The organism is Bacillus sp. B15-48 (assembly GCF_016879755.1).
Lineage (GTDB): Bacteria > Bacillota > Bacilli > Bacillales > Cytobacillaceae > Mesobacillus_B.
This window is the reverse complement of the sequence record NZ_WOFU01000002.1, coordinates 929458-947490: the sequence shown is the minus strand read 5'-3', so window position 1 is coordinate 947490 and position 18033 is coordinate 929458. Positions and strand designations below refer to the sequence as shown.

Below are 18033 nucleotides of genomic sequence, written 5' to 3'. Positions count from 1 at the left end.
TAGCGCCGGCCTAGCTCAATTGGTAGAGCAACTGACTTGTAATCAGTAGGTTGGGGGTTCAAGTCCTCTGGCCGGCACCATTTTAGACGAGCCATTAGCTCAGTTGGTAGAGCATCTGACTTTTAATCAGAGGGTCGAAGGTTCGAGTCCTTCATGGCTCACCATTTATATTTGCGGGTGTGGCGGAATTGGCAGACGCACTAGACTTAGGATCTAGCGCCGCGAGGCGTGGGGGTTCGACTCCCTTCACCCGCACCATATTGCGGAAGTAGTTCAGTGGTAGAATACAACCTTGCCAAGGTTGGGGTCGCGGGTTCGAATCCCGTCTTCCGCTCCATAAATATTGATAGTGCCGGGGTGGCGGAACTGGCAGACGCACAGGACTTAAAATCCTGCGGTAGGTGACTACCGTACCGGTTCGATTCCGGTTCTCGGCACCATTATCAATGCGCCCGTAGCTCAATTGGATAGAGCGTCTGACTACGGATCAGAAGGTTATGGGTTCGACTCCTTTCGGGCGCGCCATTTTTCATTTCGTTACTGTTATCAACCACTGTTTAAACGGGAAGTAGCTCAGCTTGGTAGAGCACTTGGTTTGGGACCAAGGGGTCGCAGGTTCGAATCCTGTCTTCCCGACCATTAGTTGTGGGGCCTTAGCTCAGCTGGGAGAGCGCCTGCCTTGCACGCAGGAGGTCAGCGGTTCGATCCCGCTAGGCTCCACCTTAAAAACCTTTGATAATTTGGCGGTGTAGCTCAGCTGGCTAGAGCATTCGGTTCATACCCGAAAGGTCGTGGGTTCGACTCCCTCCGCCGCTACCATTTATTAACTTTAGAACAAACATGGACCTTTAGCTCAGCTGGTTAGAGCAGACGGCTCATAACCGTCCGGTCGTAGGTTCGAGTCCTACAAGGTCCACCAAATATCATATATTCAAATGGAGGAATACCCAAGTCTGGCTGAAGGGATCGGTCTTGAAAACCGACAGGCGGGTTAAACCGCGCGGGGGTTCGAATCCCTCTTCCTCCGCCATTTAAATTATGATGTTAAATAATATTTATTATCGCGGGGTAGAGCAGTCCGGTAGCTCGTCGGGCTCATAACCCGGAGGTCGCAGGTTCAAATCCTGTCCCCGCAATTTGGTCCGGTAGTTCAGTTGGTTAGAATGCCTGCCTGTCACGCAGGAGGTCGCGGGTTCGAGTCCCGTCCGGACCGCCATTTTTAAATGGCTCAGTAGCTCAGTCGGTAGAGCAATGGACTGAAAATCCATGTGTCGGCGGTTCGATTCCGTCCTGAGCCACCATTATTTAAGTTATTGAAAAAGTGTTATATAAGTATACTCATGGCGGTTGTGGCGAAGTGGTTAACGCATCGGATTGTGGTTCCGACATTCGTGGGTTCGATTCCCATCAGTCGCCCCATTTTTCATTAAGCGGGTGTAGTTTACTGGTAAAACCTCAGCCTTCCAAGCTGATGTAGTGGGTTCGATTCCCATCACCCGCTCCAATAATGGGCCTATAGCTCAGCTGGTTAGAGCGCACGCCTGATAAGCGTGAGGTCGATGGTTCGAGTCCATTTAGGCCCACTTTTATATTTTTCCGCAGTAGCTCAGTGGTAGAGCATTCGGCTGTTAACCGAACGGTCGTAGGTTCGAATCCTACCTGCGGAGCCATATGGGGAAGTACTCAAGTGGCTGAAGAGGCGCCCCTGCTAAGGGTGTAGGTCGGGCAACCGGCGCGAGGGTTCAAATCCCTCCTTCTCCGCCATATAAATAAGGCCCCTTGGTCAAGCGGTTAAGACACCGCCCTTTCACGGCGGTAACACGGGTTCGAATCCCGTAGGGGTCATAAAAGAGTTGCAGATAATAAATCTGCAACTCTTTTTTTATTGTTAAGAAAGTATAAGTCAAATATATGGTTAAATCTAGTTAAAACAAAGTTTAATCTAATTTCTAAGATTATTTTTCTATTTTAATCCGAGTACTAGGTAAAAGTACAATTAATTTTGTATGTTTTTTTCAGCAAAGGTCATTTATGAAGAATTGCCGAAAAGATCCGTAGAATTTTTTAAGCGATAATGCTGGTAACGCGTTTTTTAATCCAAGTACTTGTATTAAAAACATCAGTTTTCGCTAATATATTGCTAGTACTCGTAATAAAAAGCTGTAAAAACAGAGGTTAATCCGAGTACTAGTAATAAAATGAGGTCAGAAAGCCAATATAATCCCTGTACTAGCAATAAAAAATGGCCCAAAATCGCTTTAATCCAAGTACTAGCAATAAACTAGCCTTAAAATCACGGTTAATCCAAGTACTAGCAATAAAAAACAATCCCCAAAATCGCTTTAATCCAAGTACTAGCAATAAACTAGCCTTATAACCACGGTTAATCCAAGTACTAGCAATAAACCTCAGCCTATTTATTAATAATCCACCTTTTTAATCCAAGTACGGGGAATAAAAATCTCATCATTTTTAACCAAACGAAGAACCCCTCAACAATCCACATCTTCAAAATTTACTTTTTAAACATAAAAATCGTATCCCGAGATAAATGACCAAAAATGAAAAATTGTCGTTAGAAAATATTACAAACTAATAGAATCCCACCATTACAAGCGTTAGGATGTACCTAGAATCGATTTTATAAGTGTTAGGATGTTTACACCCCTATACGAAAAAAGATGATCTCTACGTTGACGTTCGCAAAAATTGCTGCAATGTGGATACTGATTTTAATTTTATTTGCCAAAGGCTTTGAACAGTTAGGTAAAACTACAGAGATAACTTAATGAGTCTGTACACTTGCCTCTTCTGTAGTGATTTCATCCTGTTTCCTTTCATTCATTTTTTAAAAGATTTTCCTTAGGAGGAATTTATAAAACCTGTGCTTAAGGCATTGAAAGCGATACCAAGCTGAAATTGTCGAACGGAGGCGAACAATTTACAAAAAGTTTACAAGGTTTTTTCGTAAAAAGATAGAATATATCCAAAAGCTGAATAAAAAAGGCAGGTGAAGTAGGATGACCTTTCATCCAACAGAATATCAGCTGCATTTATTTCATGAAGGGACATATTTTAAGTGCTATGATCTGTTCGGAGCGCATATTATAAAAAATGATTCAAAAATCTATACTCGTTTTTGTGTATGGGCCCCCGCAGCTAAGACTGTAAGATTAGTTGGCGATTTTAATCAATGGGATGGCGAAGGTTTTGAGTTTACAAAGGTGAACAGTGAAGGCGTTTGGAATTTGTTTTTAGAAGGGGATTTATGCGGTGAATTATACAAATATGAAATAATATCTCCTTCAGATGATAAAAAGCTGAAATCGGATCCTTTTGCCTTTCATTCTGAAGTTAGACCGAATACTGCTTCGGTTGTTTATCCTCTAGATGGTTTTCAGTGGAATGACAAGCAATGGCTAAGGAAAAGAGAAAAGGACCATACATATTCTAAACCAATGGCAATTTACGAAGTTCACCTTGGTTCATGGAAACTTGCTTCAGATGGGTCGTTACTTACGTATAAGGAGTTAGCTGATGAGTTAATTCCATATATTCTTGAACATGGTTATACCCACATTGAAGTCTTGCCTCTGACTGAGCATCCTCTCGATGTTTCCTGGGGTTATCAGGGAACTGGTTATTATTCAGTTACTAGCCGATTCGGTAAACCTCATGACTTTATGTATTTTGTTGACCAATTTCATCAAAATGGGATAGGTGTCATATTAGATTGGGTTCCTGGTCATTTTTGTAAGGATGAACATGGGCTCTATCAATTTGATGGATCCTATCTATATGATTATCCCAATCTTAACGATCGGGAGAATTTTGTGTGGGGAACTGCCAATTTTGATTTAGGAAAAACTGAGGTTCAGAGCTTTCTTATTTCTAATGCGATGTTTTGGATTGAACATTTTCATATTGATGGTTTTCGTTTAGATGCTGTATCAAATATTATCTATTGGCCAAATTCAAATGAAGAAGTAAATGCTTATGGTATCGAATTTTTAAAGAAACTAAATAGTGCTGTTGCGACCCATTATCCTGGCGTATTAATGATTGCTGAGGATTCGACTGATTTTCCGAAAGTTACTTCATCCCCAGAAGAAGGGGGATTAGGGTTTACTTATAAATGGAATATGGGTTGGATGAACGACATGTTGAAGTATATGGAAAGTCAAGCTCATGAAAGAAGACACCATCATAACAAAGTAACTTTTTCATTATTATATGCTTTTTCAGAAGCGTTTGTTTTGCCTTTTTCTCACGATGAAGTCGTACATGGGAAGAAATCACTCTTAGATAAAATGCCAGGAGACTATTGGCAAAAGTTTGCTCAATTAAGGCTTCTATTAGGATATATGGCTGCCCATCCCGGAAAAATGCTTACCTTTATGGGCGCCGAGTTTGGACAGTTTGCTGAATGGAAAGATAAAGAACAATTGGATTGGCATTTACTAGATTACGAGATGCACGAAAAAATGAATGTGTTTGTGAAAGAAATGATGAAGTTTTATAAGCGTTCAAAACCTTTATATGAATTGGATCATTCTTATGAAGGTTTTGAATGGATCGATGCTGATAATGATCATCAATCGATCTTTTCCTTCTTACGAAAGGGGAAAAATGAAGATCATCATTTGATTATTGTATGCAATTTCACTCCTGAAACATATACCGGATATCGAATAGGTGTTCCAAAACTAAAAACGTATCGAGAAGTTTTCAACAGCGATAACCTATCCTATGGTGGCTCAGGGTTAGTAAATAAAAAGTCAATAAAAGCTGAGGAGATTGGCTTTCATGGACGTCCATTTTCTATTGAAATGAACATACCACCATTTGGTATTTCAATCTTGCGTCCTGTTAGGAAAAGAAAGGGGAAAGTAGTAGATGCAAAAGAAAAAAATTGTAGCGATGCTTCTAGCAGGGGGTCAGGGAAGTCGCTTGAACTCATTGACAAAAAACCTCGCTAAGCCCGCCGTTCCTTTTGGTGGGAAATACCGAATTATTGATTTTCCGTTAAGTAACTGTACAAATTCAGGTATCTACACTGTTGGTGTATTAACCCAATATCAACCTCTTATTCTCAATTCGTATATAGGAATTGGAAGTGCATGGGATTTAGATCGACGAGGGGATGGGGTTACAGTTTTGCCGCCTTATACTGCCTCAACAGAAATGAAGTGGTATACAGGAACTGCTAGTGCAATTTATCAGAACTTAAACTACTTATATCAGTATAACCCTGATTATGTCTTAATTTTATCAGGAGATCATATTTATAAAATGAACTACGAGTTGATGCTTGAACATCATATTAAAAAGGGAGCAGATGTAACGATTTCGGTAATTAAAGTTCCATGGGAAGAGGCAAATCGTTTTGGCATTTTAAATACAGATGAAGATTTGCGGGTTAACGAGTTTGATGAAAAGCCTAAAAATCCTAAGAGCAACTTAGCATCAATGGGTGTTTATATTTTTAATTGGAAGCAATTAGAGGAGTATTTATTGAAGGACAATAATAATCCAAATTCAAGTCATGATTTCGGCAAAGATATTCTTCCACAAATGCTAAGTGATGAGCGGAAACTGTATGCCTATCCATTTAGTGGTTATTGGAAGGATGTTGGTACCGTACAGAGCTTATGGGAGGCCAACATGGACTTGTTAGATGAGACAAGTGAACTTAATTTATTCGATCAGGATTGGCGAATTTATTCAGTCAATCCGAATCAACCACCACAATTTATTAGCAAAGATGCTGTGCTAACTGATTCATTTGTGAATGAAGGTTGTACGATTGAAGGCGCAGTTACGAAAACAGTCGTGTTTCAAGGGGTAACGATAAAGAAAAATTCGGTGGTAAAAGAATCAGTGATTATGCCTGATGCAACGATTGGAGAAAATTGTATCGTTGAAAAGGCGATTGTTTCATCAGGAATTACGGTGCCTGATGGGTCAGTTATTCGTCCGACTGTTGATGGGGAAATCCTGCTTGTTTCTGAAGAAACGTTGGAAGAAATGGTGTCAAATTAAAAAGGTGTTGGGGGAATTTGAATTGAAAAAACGTTTGCTTGGTGTCATTGATGCTACTACACTATTTGAAGGTTTGAGTGAATTAACTCCACATCGCTCTGTAGCAGCGATTCCTTTTGGGGGAAGGTATCGCTTAATCGATTTTATTCTTTCAAATATGGTTAATTGTGGTATCCAAAGTGTAGCGATCTTTCCTAAGTATCAGTATCGATCTTTAATGGATCATTTAGGTTCGGGGAAAAACTGGGAATTAGATCGAAAGCGAGATGGATTATTTTTCTTCCCTTCACCAGAATTAGAAAAACCAATGAATGGGATCGGATCGTTTGAACATATTGCCGCAAATATTGATTTTTTGAACAGGAGCACGCAAGAATATGTATTGGTTTCAAATGTGAATACCATTTTTAATATTGACTTCTATCCTCTACTAAACTGGCATATCGAAAGTGGCTGTGAGATAACCGAGGTTCGGAAGGACGGAGTACCACTTGAGATTTATTTATTGAAAAAGGATCTTTTACTAGAGTTAATTCATACTAGACATGACACAGGGTATTTAAACATCAGGGATGTTGCGATGGATATTAACAGCCCGTACCAACTTTGTGCTTATCATTATGAGGAATATGCAAAGAAAATATTTACAATTCAAGACTATTACTCTGCAAGTATGGATTTATTAAATCCAAAAATTTGGAAACAGTTATTCCATAAAGACCGTCCGATATTGACTAAAGTGAAAGATGAGCCGCCTACCATTTATTTAAAAACAGCGATTGTTCACAATTCAATGGTGGCAAATGGGGCAATTATCGAGGGCACTGTAGAAAATAGTATCATTGCCAGAGGAGTAAAAATTGCCAAAGGTGCAGTAATCAGAAACTGCATTATTATGCAGAAAACACAAATTGGTGAAGGGTGTGTACTAGAACACACGATTTTAGATAAAGATGTCCGCATTGATTCAGGGGTTACAATTATTGGGACAAAGGAAAAACCGGAAATTTTGAGAAAAGGTTCGATTGTAAAGGGAGCGTGGGTAAACTCGTGAATGTACTTTTTGCCGTGTCAGAATGTGTCCCGTTTATTAAATCTGGCGGACTAGCAGATGTAGCTGGATCATTGCCTAAAGAATTAAAGAAACTGGGGATGGATGTCAGGGTGATGCTGCCGAAATATCAGCTCATCCCTGATGACTTTAAAAACCAAATGGAAAAAATCGCTGAATTTGATGTTTCTGTCGGTTGGCGTAATCAATATTGTGGAGTAGAACAGTTGGAATTGGATGGTATCATTTATTATTTTATTGACAATGAATATTATTTCAAACGAAGCCAAATGTATGGTGATTTTGACGAGGGAGAACAATACTCTTATTTTAATCGGGCCATATTGGAAAGCATTAAAGAAATTGATTTTTATCCAGATATTATTCATTGCCATGATTGGCATACCGGGATGGTGCCATTTTTGCTTAATGAAAAATATCGTGATATCGAAGGCTATAAGTCGATTAGAACCGTATTTACGATTCATAATCTCCAATTCCAAGGGATTTTTCCAAAGGAGATTCTTGGAGATTTATTAGGGCTAGAGGATAAGTACTTTCATTCGAATCAGCTTGAGTTTAACGGGAATATCTCTTTCATGAAGGCGGCCCTTATTTCTGCCGATAAAATAACAACCGTTAGCCCAACGTATATGGAAGAAATTCAAACAGCCTACTTTGGAGAAAAACTAGACGGAGTGTTACGAAGCCGTCGCGATGATTTAGTGGGAATATTAAATGGAATCGATGATACCATATACAATCCAGAAAATGATTTAGATTTAGTAGCATGTTACGGTCCGAAAGACCATGAAGCGCGGATTTTGAACAAATTATCCATTCAAAGGCAGTTTGGTTTACCTCAGGATGAGGATATTCCGCTTATCGCGATGGTTACGAGATTAACAAAACAAAAGGGTCTAGAACTCGTTCGTGGCGTTTTTCAGGAAATCATGAATACAGGTGCGCAGTTAATCGTTTTAGGAACAGGGGAACGTGAATTTGAGTATTTCTTTAGTCATATGGCCGCTCAATATTTTGAACAGTGCAAGGTATATATCGGCTTTAACGAAGAAATAGCACATAGAATCTATGCTGGGGCAGATTTATTTTTAATGCCATCGAAATTTGAACCATGTGGTTTAAGCCAGTTAATTGCCCTCCGCTATGGAGCGATACCGATCGTTCGTGAAACAGGTGGATTAAATGATACGGTTCAATCATACAATGGGGGTGATTCAGAAGGAAATGGGTTTACCTTTACGAACTTTAATGCTCATGACATGCTTTATACAATCGAAAGAGCTCTAAGTTATTATGAGGACACAGAGCAATGGGAACGTCTTGTTGAAAAAGTCATGCAGATGGATTTTAGCTGGGCCCGGTCTGCCAAAATTTATCAGCAGCTATATACAGACCTGGTTTTAAGGAGTGATTTGCATGTTTACGAATATACAAGAGTTTAAAGAAACATTTTTAAAGAAATTGGAAATGACACATGGAACAAGTTTTGGAGAAAGTTCAAAACGTGAGCAATTTCAAACACTTGGACAGATGATTCGAGAATATGTTAGTTTGAATTGGATTAAAACGAATGAGCAATATCGGACATCTGGTAATAAACAAGTGTATTACTTATCAATCGAATTTTTATTGGGCAGGTTGTTACGTCATAATTTAATGAACCTCGGCATTGAGCAGGTAGTTAGTGAAGGGTTAAACGAATTAGGGATTGATCTTTCCGAGCTCGAAGAAATTGAGGCAGATGCTGGTTTAGGGAACGGTGGACTCGGCCGTTTAGCAGCCTGTTTTTTAGACTCACTTTCTTCTTTAAGCCTAGCTGGTCATGGATGTGGGATTCGTTATAAGCATGGGCTATTTGAGCAGAAGATTGTTGACGGCTATCAAGTTGAACTCCCAGAGCAATGGCTGAGACATGGACATGTTTGGGAAGTACGCAAGGCAGATGATGCCGTAGAAATTCCTTTTTGGGGAAGAGTGGAAGGCTACGAAGAAAATGGTCGCTTATGCTTTCGACATTTAAGTACAGAGACGGTTACAGCTGTCCCTTATGACCTTCCAGTGATTGGACATCAATCGGAAACTGTGAATACGTTAAGACTTTGGAGTGCTGAACCTTCATCCCATATCGTTGATGTCGACGTCCTAACCTATAAAAGAGAGACTGAATCAATTTCTGAAATGCTTTACCCAGATGACACACACGATGAAGGGAAAATATTGCGTTTAAAACAACAATATTTACTTGTATCGGCAAGTTTAAAATCGATCATTCGTTCCTATAAAAAACAAAATCGAAACATGCGCGATTTTAATCATCATGTGGGTATCCATATTAATGATACGCATCCAGCTCTAGCTGTTCCAGAGTTAATGAGAATTCTCGTTGATGAAGAAGGGATCAATTGGGATGAGGCATGGAATATAACGGTACAAACTCTCTCATATACAAATCATACGACTTTATCTGAAGCATTAGAAACTTGGCCTATACAAATTTTTAAACCATTGCTTCCACGCATTTATATGATAATAGAGGAAATTAACGAACGCTTTTGTCAACAATTATGGGACAAATATCCTGGGGACTGGGCAAGGATAGAGGAAATGGCGATTATTGCACATGATCGAGTAAAAATGGCTCCATTAGCTATTATTGGCAGTCATAGTGTAAATGGCGTGGCAAAACTTCATACAGAGATTTTAAAAACACGAGAAATGACTAATTTTTACCAAATTTATCCTGAGCGCTTTAATAATAAAACAAATGGAATCACTCATCGGCGTTGGTTGATGAAAGCAAATCCACAGCTTTCAAATTTAATAACTGATTCTATTGGTCCAGAATGGATTGAAAATACAGAACATCTTGAAGACCTATTAAAATATAAAGATGATTCTACGTTTTTGCAAAGTTTAGCAGACATTAAGCGAACGAATAAAGAGAAGCTTGCTGGAATTATATTTGAAAAGACTGGAATTAAGGTGGATACTACATCTGTTTTTGATGTACAGGTTAAGCGGCTCCATGCTTATAAACGGCAACTCCTTAATGTGCTACATATTATGCATTTATATAATCGGTTGAAAATGGATCGCGATGATGCATTTATCCCGCGGACATTTATCTTTGGAGCAAAGGCTTCACCAGGTTATTATTTTGCTAAAAAGGTGATAAAACTTATTAATACAGTTGCCGAGAAAATAAATAATGATCCTGAAGTTCATGATAAAATAAAAGTGGTTTTTCTTGAAAATTACCGTGTGTCGCTTGCAGAGGACATTTTTCCGGCAGCAGATGTGAGTGAACAAATTTCGACTGCGAGCAAAGAAGCATCCGGTACAGGGAATATGAAGTTTATGATGAATGGGGCCTTGACAGTAGGGACTCTCGATGGAGCGAATGTTGAGATAACAGAATTGGTCGGCGAAGAAAATATCTTCCTTTTCGGATTGACTGCTGAAAAGGTATTAGATTATCAAAGAAATGGCGGCTATGAATCACGGGAATATTATCATTATGATCGTCGCATTCGGCTCGTCACCGATCAATTAATAAATGGTTTTTTCCCGGATACGGAAGGTGAATTTACCGCCATTTATGATTCATTACTCGATCATAATGATCAATATTTTGTTCTTCGAGATTTTAGTTCCTATGTTGATATCCAAAATAAAATTAGCAGAGAATACGAAAACCAACAGATATGGCTTGAAAAAAGTTTGATGAATATCGCAAAATCAGGATTTTTCTCAAGTGATCGGACGATTCGGGAATATGCAAATGAGATTTGGAATATAAAACCAACCTATATTAAATGATAATCGAAAGAACCGGCAAATGTTAATTGCCGGTTCTTTCGATTTATATGTCCATTAATGGGTATAATAAAAATATTTAAGAAATGTATTCATCTTTTTAGAGCGTGTAAAAAAGGGGGTATGACCGATGAATTTAACGCATCAGCAACGGATTGAATTGCACGGCTTTAATAATTTAACGAAATCATTAAGTTTTAATATGTACGATATTTGCTATACGAAAACGAGAGAAGAACGAGAAGCTTATATTGAATACATTGATGAGCAATACAATGCGGATCGCTTAACAACCATTTTAACGAATGTTTCCGATATTATTGGGGCTCATGTATTAAATGTAGCGAAACAAGACTATGTACCACAAGGAGCAAGTGTAACTGTTTTAGTTTCTGAGGGACCAGTGGTTGAAGTTCCGAATGAGTCATTCGCAGAATCACCTGGACCACTTCCTGATAATGTGGTGCTCCAACTTGATAAGAGCCATATCACTGTTCATACGTACCCAGAATACCATCCGAATGAAGGAATAAGTACTTTTCGCGCAGATATCGATGTCTCGACATGTGGAGAAATCTCACCTTTAAAGGCGTTGAATTATTTGATCCGTTCTTTTGATACAGATATCATGACAATTGATTACCGAGTGCGTGGTTTTACAAGAGATAAAAATGGCCATAAACTTTTTATAGACCATGATATAAGCTCGATTCAAAATTACATTCCAGATGACGTGAAAACAATGTTTCATATGATTGATGTAAACGTATATCAGGAGCATACGTTTCATACAAAGTGCAAACTTAGGAATTTTAACTTAAATAATTATTTGTTCGGGTATACGAAAGAGAAGCTAAGCAATGAGGAAAGAGAAGAAATAACGAAAAACTTAAAACTTGAAATGGATGAGATTTTTTATGGGAAGAATATGATTAATTGATAAAAAGCGCTGAGATTTAAATCAGCGCTTTTATCACAAAGAATTAGATATAACTAATAAATAGACCAACGGATAATAATAGGGCAAAAATGGTATTTGTTTGCGCAGTCGCCTTCATCGCTGGCATCATTTCTAGAGGAGTTTTTCCAGCTTTAAACCCATTGATTGCTTTCAAAGCTTTAGGAAGGCTCAAAAGAACAATTGCGAGCCAAGGCGTTGAAGCTCCAGTTAAAATGATTGCGATCACCCAAATATAGGAAAGGAAAAATATTGCTGTTAATACACGAACGGCATTTTTTTTCCCTACCAAGATTGCTAATGTTTTACGGCCAAATTCCTTATCGGCATCGAAATCACGAATACTGTTAGAAAGAAGAATTCCACCGACTAGTAAAAAGCTTGGTAACGCAAGAATCACACTCGTTGTTGTAATTGTACCAGTTTGAATGTAAAAAGAAATAAGGATAAATAAAAGTCCCATAAAGAAGCCAGCAAATATTTCACCGAACGGTGTATAGGCAATTGGCATCGGGCCGCCAGTATATAAATAACCGACTAACATTCCTATCAGTCCAATAATTGCGAGCCACCAACTTGAATTCATACAAATATAAATGCCAATTATAATGGCGATACCGTATAAGACAAGGGCAAGCATGAGAACCGTGTTTGGTTTAATGCCGTTTCGAACAATCGCACCACCAATTCCGATTGTTTCCTCGGTATCTAAACCTCTAACATAATCGTAGTACTCGTTAAACATGTTTGTAGCAGCTTGAATTAGTAAACAAGCAAGTAGCACGGCGAGAAAAAGCATAATGTTAATATCGGTAACCTCAATAGCGAGGGCGGTGCCTAAAAGAATTGGTGCAAATGTGGCTGTTAACGTATGCGGTCTAGTTAGGTGCCACCACTTTTTAAATCCGTCATCTTTTGCTATAGAAGTAGGGTTCGATGGAAGAGGTGTTTGCATAATACAATTCTCTCCTTTAAAATTTAATAGAACAAACTAAATTATCTTAACAAAAAAAAGCCAATCTGTCAAAAGTCTCTAAAAGAAATTGTTTTACTGTACAATAATAAGTGTAGGTTGTTTATAATGATATTGTCAATCTTAATTTAAAGGGTAAAATGGATAATTTTACCTATTCACTTCAGTCCTTTTAAAAAAGGATAATGCAATCAATATAATAAGGATAATACTAGGTTAGACTTTACCCAATATATTGACAGAGGCGTTTATGAAGTGTATCTTAAAATAAGTTTGAAATCGTGGAGTAACAGATGAGAGGCTGTTATTGGAGGGATTAAATTGGCAACCATTCAAGATACAGAGTTGAGGCAAGCAATATTAGCAGCAATTGATCGTGCTCGCGAAAACTCTCATGCTGTCTTAGTAAGCGAAGTCCAAAGAATTGAAAGGGTGGATCCTTTCAATTTTTTTGCGACCGGGCGAAAACGCTTTTTGGGAGAGAGATTTTATTGGCAAAATCCGAAAAAATCTCAAATTCTTGTAGGAATGGGAATTGCAAAACAAATTCAATCAAATCAAATGGGCGACCGTTTTGCAGATGTTGAAAAACAGTGGGAAGATCTGATTGACAAAGCTATTCTAATAGGAGAGGAAAAGGAACTCGCTACCGGACCAGTAATATTTGGTGGTTTTTCATTTGATCCTCTAAAGAAAAAGACGGGCTTATGGTCAAAGTATGAAGATGCCCTTTTTCATATCCCAACTTTTATGTTATCTGTCGTCAATGGTCAGAGCTTTTTGACAACAAATATTATTTGTACACAGCAAGACGACCTGCGACTCTTCGAAAGAATTAGTAAGGATCGTCAATTCCTGTTAGCAATTACGAATCAGAACCAAGAATTTCCTTATGCACCAATAAATCGTATAATCGAAGTTCAACCTGAGGAGTGGAAAAAATCAGTTTCAGATCTTGTGCGCTCTTTGCAAAGCAGTGAATTAAAAAAGGTGGTTCTTGCTAGGGAAGTACGTTTATTTTTTGATGAAAAAGTAGAGATTGAACGAACTTTGTCGCACCTTATTGCGGAACAAAAAGAAAGTTATATTTTTGCGTTTGAATCGTGTGGCGACTGTTTTATCGGAGCAACTCCTGAAAGGCTCGTAAAAATACATGGAAATGAAGTTTTTTCCACCTGCTTAGCCGGTTCGATTGCTAGAGGGAAAACGGAAGAAGAGGATAGGGAACTTGGGCAAACTCTCCTAAATGATCAAAAAAATTTAATTGAACATCAATATGTGGTCGAAATGATTAAGGAAGCGATGGATGAAACATGTGAACAAATATCGTTGCCAGGACATCCAAAGTTACTGAAAACAAAACATATTCAACATTTATATACACCGGTAGTAGGAAAAAAACGGAATGGAACGTCAATGTTTGATTTGGTAAACAGGCTTCATCCTACTCCAGCACTTGGCGGTTTCCCGAAAGAGGCAGCGGTAGCTGAAATTAGGGAAAGTGAAGAGCTTGACCGAGGCTTCTATGCTGCACCAATTGGTTGGCATGATTATCGAGAGAATGGCGAATTTGCTGTTGCTATTCGTTCGGCTCTCGTTCAAGGAAAAGAAGCTTCGCTGTTTGCTGGTTGCGGTGTCGTCGCCGATTCTGATGCTGAGAGTGAATTTATTGAAACTAGAATTAAGTTTCAACCAATGCTGACTGCGCTTGGGGGAAAGTGGAAATGAATCATCAGGAAGACTTAACTGCTTATTTATCTGCATTTGTTGCAGAGTTAACTTACTCTGGAGTTAGTGAGGTAGTGATTAGCCCGGGATCACGCTCGACTCCAATTGCTTTAGTAATGGCTGAACATCCTAAACTTAATCTTCATATTCAAGTTGATGAACGTTCAGCTGGTTTTTTTGGATTAGGGATTGCTAAAGCTTCAAAAAAACCGGTTGTGCTTTTATGTACTTCTGGGACTGCTGCTGCAAATTATTATCCAGCAATTATTGAGGCGAAAATATCTAGAATTCCTTTAATTGTATTAACTGCTGATCGCCCGCATGAATTAAGGGATGTCGGTGCACCTCAGGCAATTGACCAAATTCATCTTTATAGCCATCATGTAAAATGGTTTATGGAAATGTCTCCACCCGGTGGGACAGATGAGATGTTAAGGTATGCTCGAACAGTCTGTGCTCGTGCGGCAGCTACGGCTATTCAATTTCCGGCAGGACCTGTTCATTTAAATTTTCCAATTCGAGAGCCGTTGATCCCTGCTTTGAATGAAGAGATGTTTCAGCTCCAAGAACGAAACGAAGGGTTTGTTGAAGTTTTCCAAGGGAAACCTAGCTTATCTAGTGAAACAACGGAAAGACTCCTTTCAATGTTTTCAACGATTGAGGATGGGGTTATCGTTTGTGGGCCTATTGATGATCATTCTTTCACAGAAGCAATCATCGATTTAGCCGAAAAGCTAAACTACCCGATTTTAGCCGATCCGTTATCTCAATTACGAAGCGGAAATCATAAAAAAGACAGAGTCATTGATGCGTATGATACGTTTTTACGTGTTGAAGAGGCAAAGAATTATTTAACACCAAAACTAATCGTTCGTTTTGGAGCTATGCCGGTTTCGAAAGCTTTAACCAATTTCATTAGAGAAAATCGGTCAGCAACCCAGATTGTCATTGATGGTGGCAATGGATGGAGAGATCCGCTAACAGTCGCTTCACAAATGGTCTATTGTGATGAAACGATGTTCTGTAAGGTACTTATAGAACGACTAAAGAGCCGTCAATATTCTGATTACCTTGAAAAGTGGTTAGTGGTGAACGAACTTTCAAAAACTCATTTGCACTCCATTAATGAAATTGAAACTTTAAGTGAAGGAAAATTATTTTCCCTCCTTGCGGAAGTGTTGCCAGATTCTTCGACTATATTCGTGGGCAATAGCATGCCTATTCGTGACTTAGATACTTTTTTCTTGAACAATGGGAAAGAAATAAAAGTGATGGGGAATCGTGGTGCAAATGGGATTGATGGGGTTGTTTCAACGGCATTAGGAGTAGCAACGGTTTCTCAGCCACTTTATTTAGTATTAGGCGATCTAACCTTTTTTCATGATTTAAATGGGCTTCTTTCTGCTAAGCAAAATAATCTCAATATCACGATTCTATTAATTAATAATAATGGTGGAGGGATTTTCTCTTTCCTGCCTCAAGCCAACGATCCAAAGCATTTTGAATTGTTATTTGGGACACCATTAAATGTTAATTTTCGTCATGTTGTCGAAATGTATGGCGGTACATATGTAAAAATCGAAGATTGGGAGCATTTTCACCAAACTTTTACTAGTAATCTTAAACAAAAAGGTCTCAAGGTAATGGAAATCATGACAAATAGAGACAAAAATTTAATTGAACATCGAGATTTGTGGAATTCTGTTTCCCGGGAAATAAGTGTTTTTTTAGGAACTCACGAAAATGAAAATTGAATTAAATGGTGTGAAATACAATGTTGAAGTGAATGGAAAAGGATTTCCATTGATCCTGTTACATGGTTTTACAGGGGATGGTTCAACGTGGAAACCGTTTTTAACTAGTTTCAATTCTGCTTCTAAAATGATTATAGTTGATTTGGTTGGTCATGGACAAACTGAATCACCTGATGATTATTCGATGTACAGTGTAATGAAAGTTGCTGCGGATTTAAACTCGCTGCTCAATAAGTTAGGAATTGAAAAAACAGATTTATTAGGGTACTCGATGGGAGGTCGTCTGGCGATTGCTTTTGCCGCACTCTATCCTCATAAAGTTAGAAAATTAGTACTTGAAAGCACAACCCCAGGTTTGAAAACAGAAAAAGAAAGACAGCTCCGAAGAAAGCAGGATGGGGCCCTTGCGGAAAAGCTTCTTACTGGAGGAGTGGAAGCGTTTGTTGATTACTGGGAGAGACTTCCTTTATTTCAGACACAAATGAATTTGCCCGCTAAAGTAAGGGCATCAATAAGGAAGCGGCGCCTGCAAAATAATCCTTTCGGGCTTGCAAACAGTCTTTTAGGGATGGGAACTGGAGCGCAGCCATCTTGGTGGGAATCAATCAGTCACTTTTCTTGTGAAACACTTATCTTGGCTGGTGAGTTCGATCGGAAATTCTGTCAAATTGCAGAAGAGATGGAAAACCGGATTCCAAATGCGGAAAGCTTTCAAATTAAAGGGTGCGGACATGCGATTCATGTGGAAGAACCTGAAAAATTTGGTACAATAGTAAGTAGGTTTTTGTCAAAATAAGACGAAATTCCGAAGCAATGGAGCTGTGTAATACATAAAAGGAGGATTTACAATTGGCAATTGAATGGGTTTCAGAACGTAATTACGAAGATATCATCTATGAAACATATAACGGTATCGCTAAAATTACAATTAACCGTCCGGAAGTTCACAATGCTTTTCGTCCTAAAACAGTCATGGAGTTAATCGATGCTTTCGCTTACGCACGGGATGATTCCAAAGTAGGTGTCATTGTGCTAACGGGCGCGGGAGATCGAGCTTTTTGTTCAGGTGGAGACCAAAATGTTCGTGGACATGGTGGTTATGTTGGTGATGACCAAATCCCTCGATTGAATGTCCTTGATTTACAACGCCTAATTAGGGTGATTCCTAAACCAGTGATCGCCATGGTAAAAGGATATGCAATCGGTGGTGGACATGTTCTCCATGTCGTTTGTGATTTAACGATTGCTGCAGATAACGCCGTGTTTGGACAAACTGGTCCAAAAGTCGGAAGTTTTGATGCAGGCTATGGTTCTGGCTACTTGGCAAGAATTGTCGGTCATAAAAAGGCACGGGAAATTTGGTTTTTATGCCGTCAATACAATGCACAACAAGCGCTTGACATGGGATTAGTGAATACAGTTGTTCCTCTAGATCAAGTGGAGGAAGAAACGATTCAATGGTGTGAAGAGATTCTTGAGAAAAGCCCAACGGCTATTCGCTTCTTAAAGGCAGCGATGAATGCTGATACAGACGGGCTTGCTGGGCTCCAACAATTTGCAGGTGACGCTACTTTGCTCTATTATACATCTGATGAAGCAAAAGAAGGGCGCAATGCGTATGTGGAGAAGCGCAAACCAGACTTTGACCAGTTTCCACGCTTTCCTTAATTCATAAATTTTCACATAC

11 protein-coding genes and 20 tRNA genes are annotated in these 18033 nt (G+C 38.9%); 30 read left to right on the top strand and 1 reads right to left on the bottom strand.

What is annotated here, in order from left to right; translation table 11 throughout:
• Positions 1–4: 4 nt before the first annotated feature.
• The 26 genes from GNT69_RS10345 (at position 5) to speD (ending at position 11873) form a co-directional block, all read left to right on the top strand.
• Positions 5–80: transfer RNA gene (locus tag GNT69_RS10345), tRNA-Thr, on the top strand.
• Positions 81–88: 8 nt separating this feature from the next.
• A tRNA-Lys gene (locus tag GNT69_RS10340) sits at positions 89–164 on the top strand.
• A 9-nt stretch (positions 165–173) separates the two neighbouring features.
• A tRNA-Leu gene (locus tag GNT69_RS10335) sits at positions 174–258 on the top strand.
• A 4-nt stretch (positions 259–262) separates the two neighbouring features.
• A tRNA-Gly gene (locus GNT69_RS10330) sits at positions 263–337 on the top strand.
• Positions 338–351: 14 nt separating this feature from the next.
• Positions 352–440: transfer RNA gene (locus tag GNT69_RS10325), tRNA-Leu, on the top strand.
• An 8-nt stretch (positions 441–448) separates the two neighbouring features.
• Positions 449–525, top strand: a tRNA-Arg gene (locus tag GNT69_RS10320).
• A 37-nt stretch (positions 526–562) separates the two neighbouring features.
• A tRNA-Pro gene (locus GNT69_RS10315) sits at positions 563–639 on the top strand.
• An 8-nt stretch (positions 640–647) separates the two neighbouring features.
• Positions 648–720 (top strand) — tRNA-Ala (locus GNT69_RS10310).
• A 22-nt stretch (positions 721–742) separates the two neighbouring features.
• Positions 743–819, top strand: a tRNA-Met gene (locus GNT69_RS10305).
• Between the two features lie 23 nt (positions 820–842).
• Positions 843–919: transfer RNA gene (locus tag GNT69_RS10300), tRNA-Ile, on the top strand.
• Positions 920–937: 18 nt separating this feature from the next.
• Positions 938–1030, top strand: a tRNA-Ser gene (locus tag GNT69_RS10295).
• A 32-nt stretch (positions 1031–1062) separates the two neighbouring features.
• Positions 1063–1136: transfer RNA gene (locus GNT69_RS10290), tRNA-Met, on the top strand.
• Between the two features lie 3 nt (positions 1137–1139).
• Positions 1140–1216, top strand: a tRNA-Asp gene (locus GNT69_RS10285).
• 9 nt (positions 1217–1225) lie between these two features.
• A tRNA-Phe gene (locus GNT69_RS10280) sits at positions 1226–1301 on the top strand.
• Positions 1302–1343: 42 nt separating this feature from the next.
• Positions 1344–1419, top strand: a tRNA-His gene (locus tag GNT69_RS10275).
• Between the two features lie 11 nt (positions 1420–1430).
• Positions 1431–1504, top strand: a tRNA-Gly gene (locus GNT69_RS10270).
• 5 nt (positions 1505–1509) lie between these two features.
• A tRNA-Ile gene (locus GNT69_RS10265) sits at positions 1510–1583 on the top strand.
• Between the two features lie 12 nt (positions 1584–1595).
• Positions 1596–1670, top strand: a tRNA-Asn gene (locus GNT69_RS10260).
• A 3-nt stretch (positions 1671–1673) separates the two neighbouring features.
• Positions 1674–1764 (top strand) — tRNA-Ser (locus tag GNT69_RS10255).
• 9 nt (positions 1765–1773) lie between these two features.
• Positions 1774–1845, top strand: a tRNA-Glu gene (locus GNT69_RS10250).
• Positions 1846–3020: 1175 nt separating this feature from the next.
• Positions 3021–4979 carry a 1,4-alpha-glucan branching enzyme gene (glgB, locus tag GNT69_RS10245; RefSeq protein WP_203554844.1) on the top strand — a complete coding sequence of 653 codons (1959 nt, stop codon included), beginning with the start codon at positions 3021–3023 and terminating at the stop codon, positions 4977–4979.
• Complete coding sequence (locus GNT69_RS10240) at positions 4897–6042, top strand: glucose-1-phosphate adenylyltransferase (RefSeq protein WP_203554843.1); 1146 nt, start codon at positions 4897–4899, stop codon at positions 6040–6042. Before glgB ends, GNT69_RS10240 begins: the two co-directional genes overlap by 83 nt.
• 22 nt (positions 6043–6064) lie before the next feature.
• The gene (locus GNT69_RS10235; RefSeq protein ID WP_203554842.1) at positions 6065–7096 is read left to right on the top strand and encodes a GlgC family sugar phosphate nucleotidyltransferase; all 1032 of its coding nucleotides are present in this window, start codon (positions 6065–6067) and stop codon (positions 7094–7096) included.
• Positions 7093–8559: a glycogen synthase GlgA gene (glgA, locus tag GNT69_RS10230; protein WP_203554841.1), complete on the top strand. Its 1467-nt coding sequence runs from the start codon at positions 7093–7095 to the stop codon at positions 8557–8559. Before GNT69_RS10235 ends, glgA begins: the two co-directional genes overlap by 4 nt.
• Positions 8534–10936 (top strand): glycogen/starch/alpha-glucan phosphorylase, encoded by a 2403-nt coding sequence (locus GNT69_RS10225; RefSeq protein ID WP_203554840.1) that lies wholly within the window; start codon positions 8534–8536, stop codon positions 10934–10936. The genes glgA and GNT69_RS10225 overlap by 26 nt, the downstream gene beginning before the upstream one ends.
• Before the next feature lie 127 nt (positions 10937–11063).
• Entirely contained in the window at positions 11064–11873 is an 810-nt protein-coding gene (speD, locus tag GNT69_RS10220; protein WP_203554839.1) for an adenosylmethionine decarboxylase, read from the top strand.
• A 43-nt stretch (positions 11874–11916) separates the two neighbouring features.
• Here the strand turns inward: speD and GNT69_RS10215 are convergent, their stop codons facing one another.
• A complete protein-coding gene (locus GNT69_RS10215) occupies positions 11917–12846 on the bottom strand; it encodes a 1,4-dihydroxy-2-naphthoate polyprenyltransferase (RefSeq protein WP_203554838.1) in 930 nt (309 codons plus the stop codon).
• Positions 12847–13185: 339 nt separating this feature from the next.
• On the opposite strand from GNT69_RS10215, the gene GNT69_RS10210 reads away from it, so the two are divergent.
• The 4 genes from GNT69_RS10210 to menB are packed head-to-tail and all read left to right on the top strand — an operon-like array spanning position 13186 to position 18014.
• Entirely contained in the window at positions 13186–14592 is a 1407-nt protein-coding gene (locus GNT69_RS10210; RefSeq protein WP_203554837.1) for an isochorismate synthase, read from the top strand.
• On the top strand, positions 14589–16346 hold the full coding sequence (gene menD / locus GNT69_RS10205) for a 2-succinyl-5-enolpyruvyl-6-hydroxy-3-cyclohexene-1-carboxylic-acid synthase (protein WP_203554836.1): 1758 nt from the start codon (positions 14589–14591) through the stop codon (positions 16344–16346). Before GNT69_RS10210 ends, menD begins: the two co-directional genes overlap by 4 nt.
• A complete protein-coding gene (gene menH, locus GNT69_RS10200) occupies positions 16336–17142 on the top strand; it encodes a 2-succinyl-6-hydroxy-2,4-cyclohexadiene-1-carboxylate synthase (RefSeq protein WP_203554835.1) in 807 nt (268 codons plus the stop codon). The genes menD and menH overlap by 11 nt, the downstream gene beginning before the upstream one ends.
• 53 nt (positions 17143–17195) lie before the next feature.
• On the top strand, positions 17196–18014 hold the full coding sequence (gene menB, locus GNT69_RS10195; protein WP_203554834.1) for a 1,4-dihydroxy-2-naphthoyl-CoA synthase: 819 nt from the start codon (positions 17196–17198) through the stop codon (positions 18012–18014).
• The last annotated feature ends 19 nt before the right edge of the window (positions 18015–18033 follow it).

Bases quoted from the DNA above. Each gene is read 5' to 3' on its own strand.
- glgB (WP_203554844.1), top strand. From the start codon at position 3,021: ATGACCTTTCATCCAACAGAATATCAGCTGCATTTATTTCATGAAGGG.
- GNT69_RS10240 (WP_203554843.1), top strand. From the start codon at position 4,897: ATGCAAAAGAAAAAAATTGTAGCGATGCTTCTAGCAGGGGGTCAGGGA.
- GNT69_RS10225 (WP_203554840.1), top strand. From the start codon at position 8,534: ATGTTTACGAATATACAAGAGTTTAAAGAAACATTTTTAAAGAAATTG.
- speD (WP_203554839.1), top strand. From the start codon at position 11,064: ATGAATTTAACGCATCAGCAACGGATTGAATTGCACGGCTTTAATAAT.
- GNT69_RS10215 (WP_203554838.1), bottom strand. From the start codon at position 12,846: ATGCAAACACCTCTTCCATCGAACCCTACTTCTATAGCAAAAGATGAC.
- menD (WP_203554836.1), top strand. From the start codon at position 14,589: ATGAATCATCAGGAAGACTTAACTGCTTATTTATCTGCATTTGTTGCA.
- menH (WP_203554835.1), top strand. From the start codon at position 16,336: ATGAAAATTGAATTAAATGGTGTGAAATACAATGTTGAAGTGAATGGA.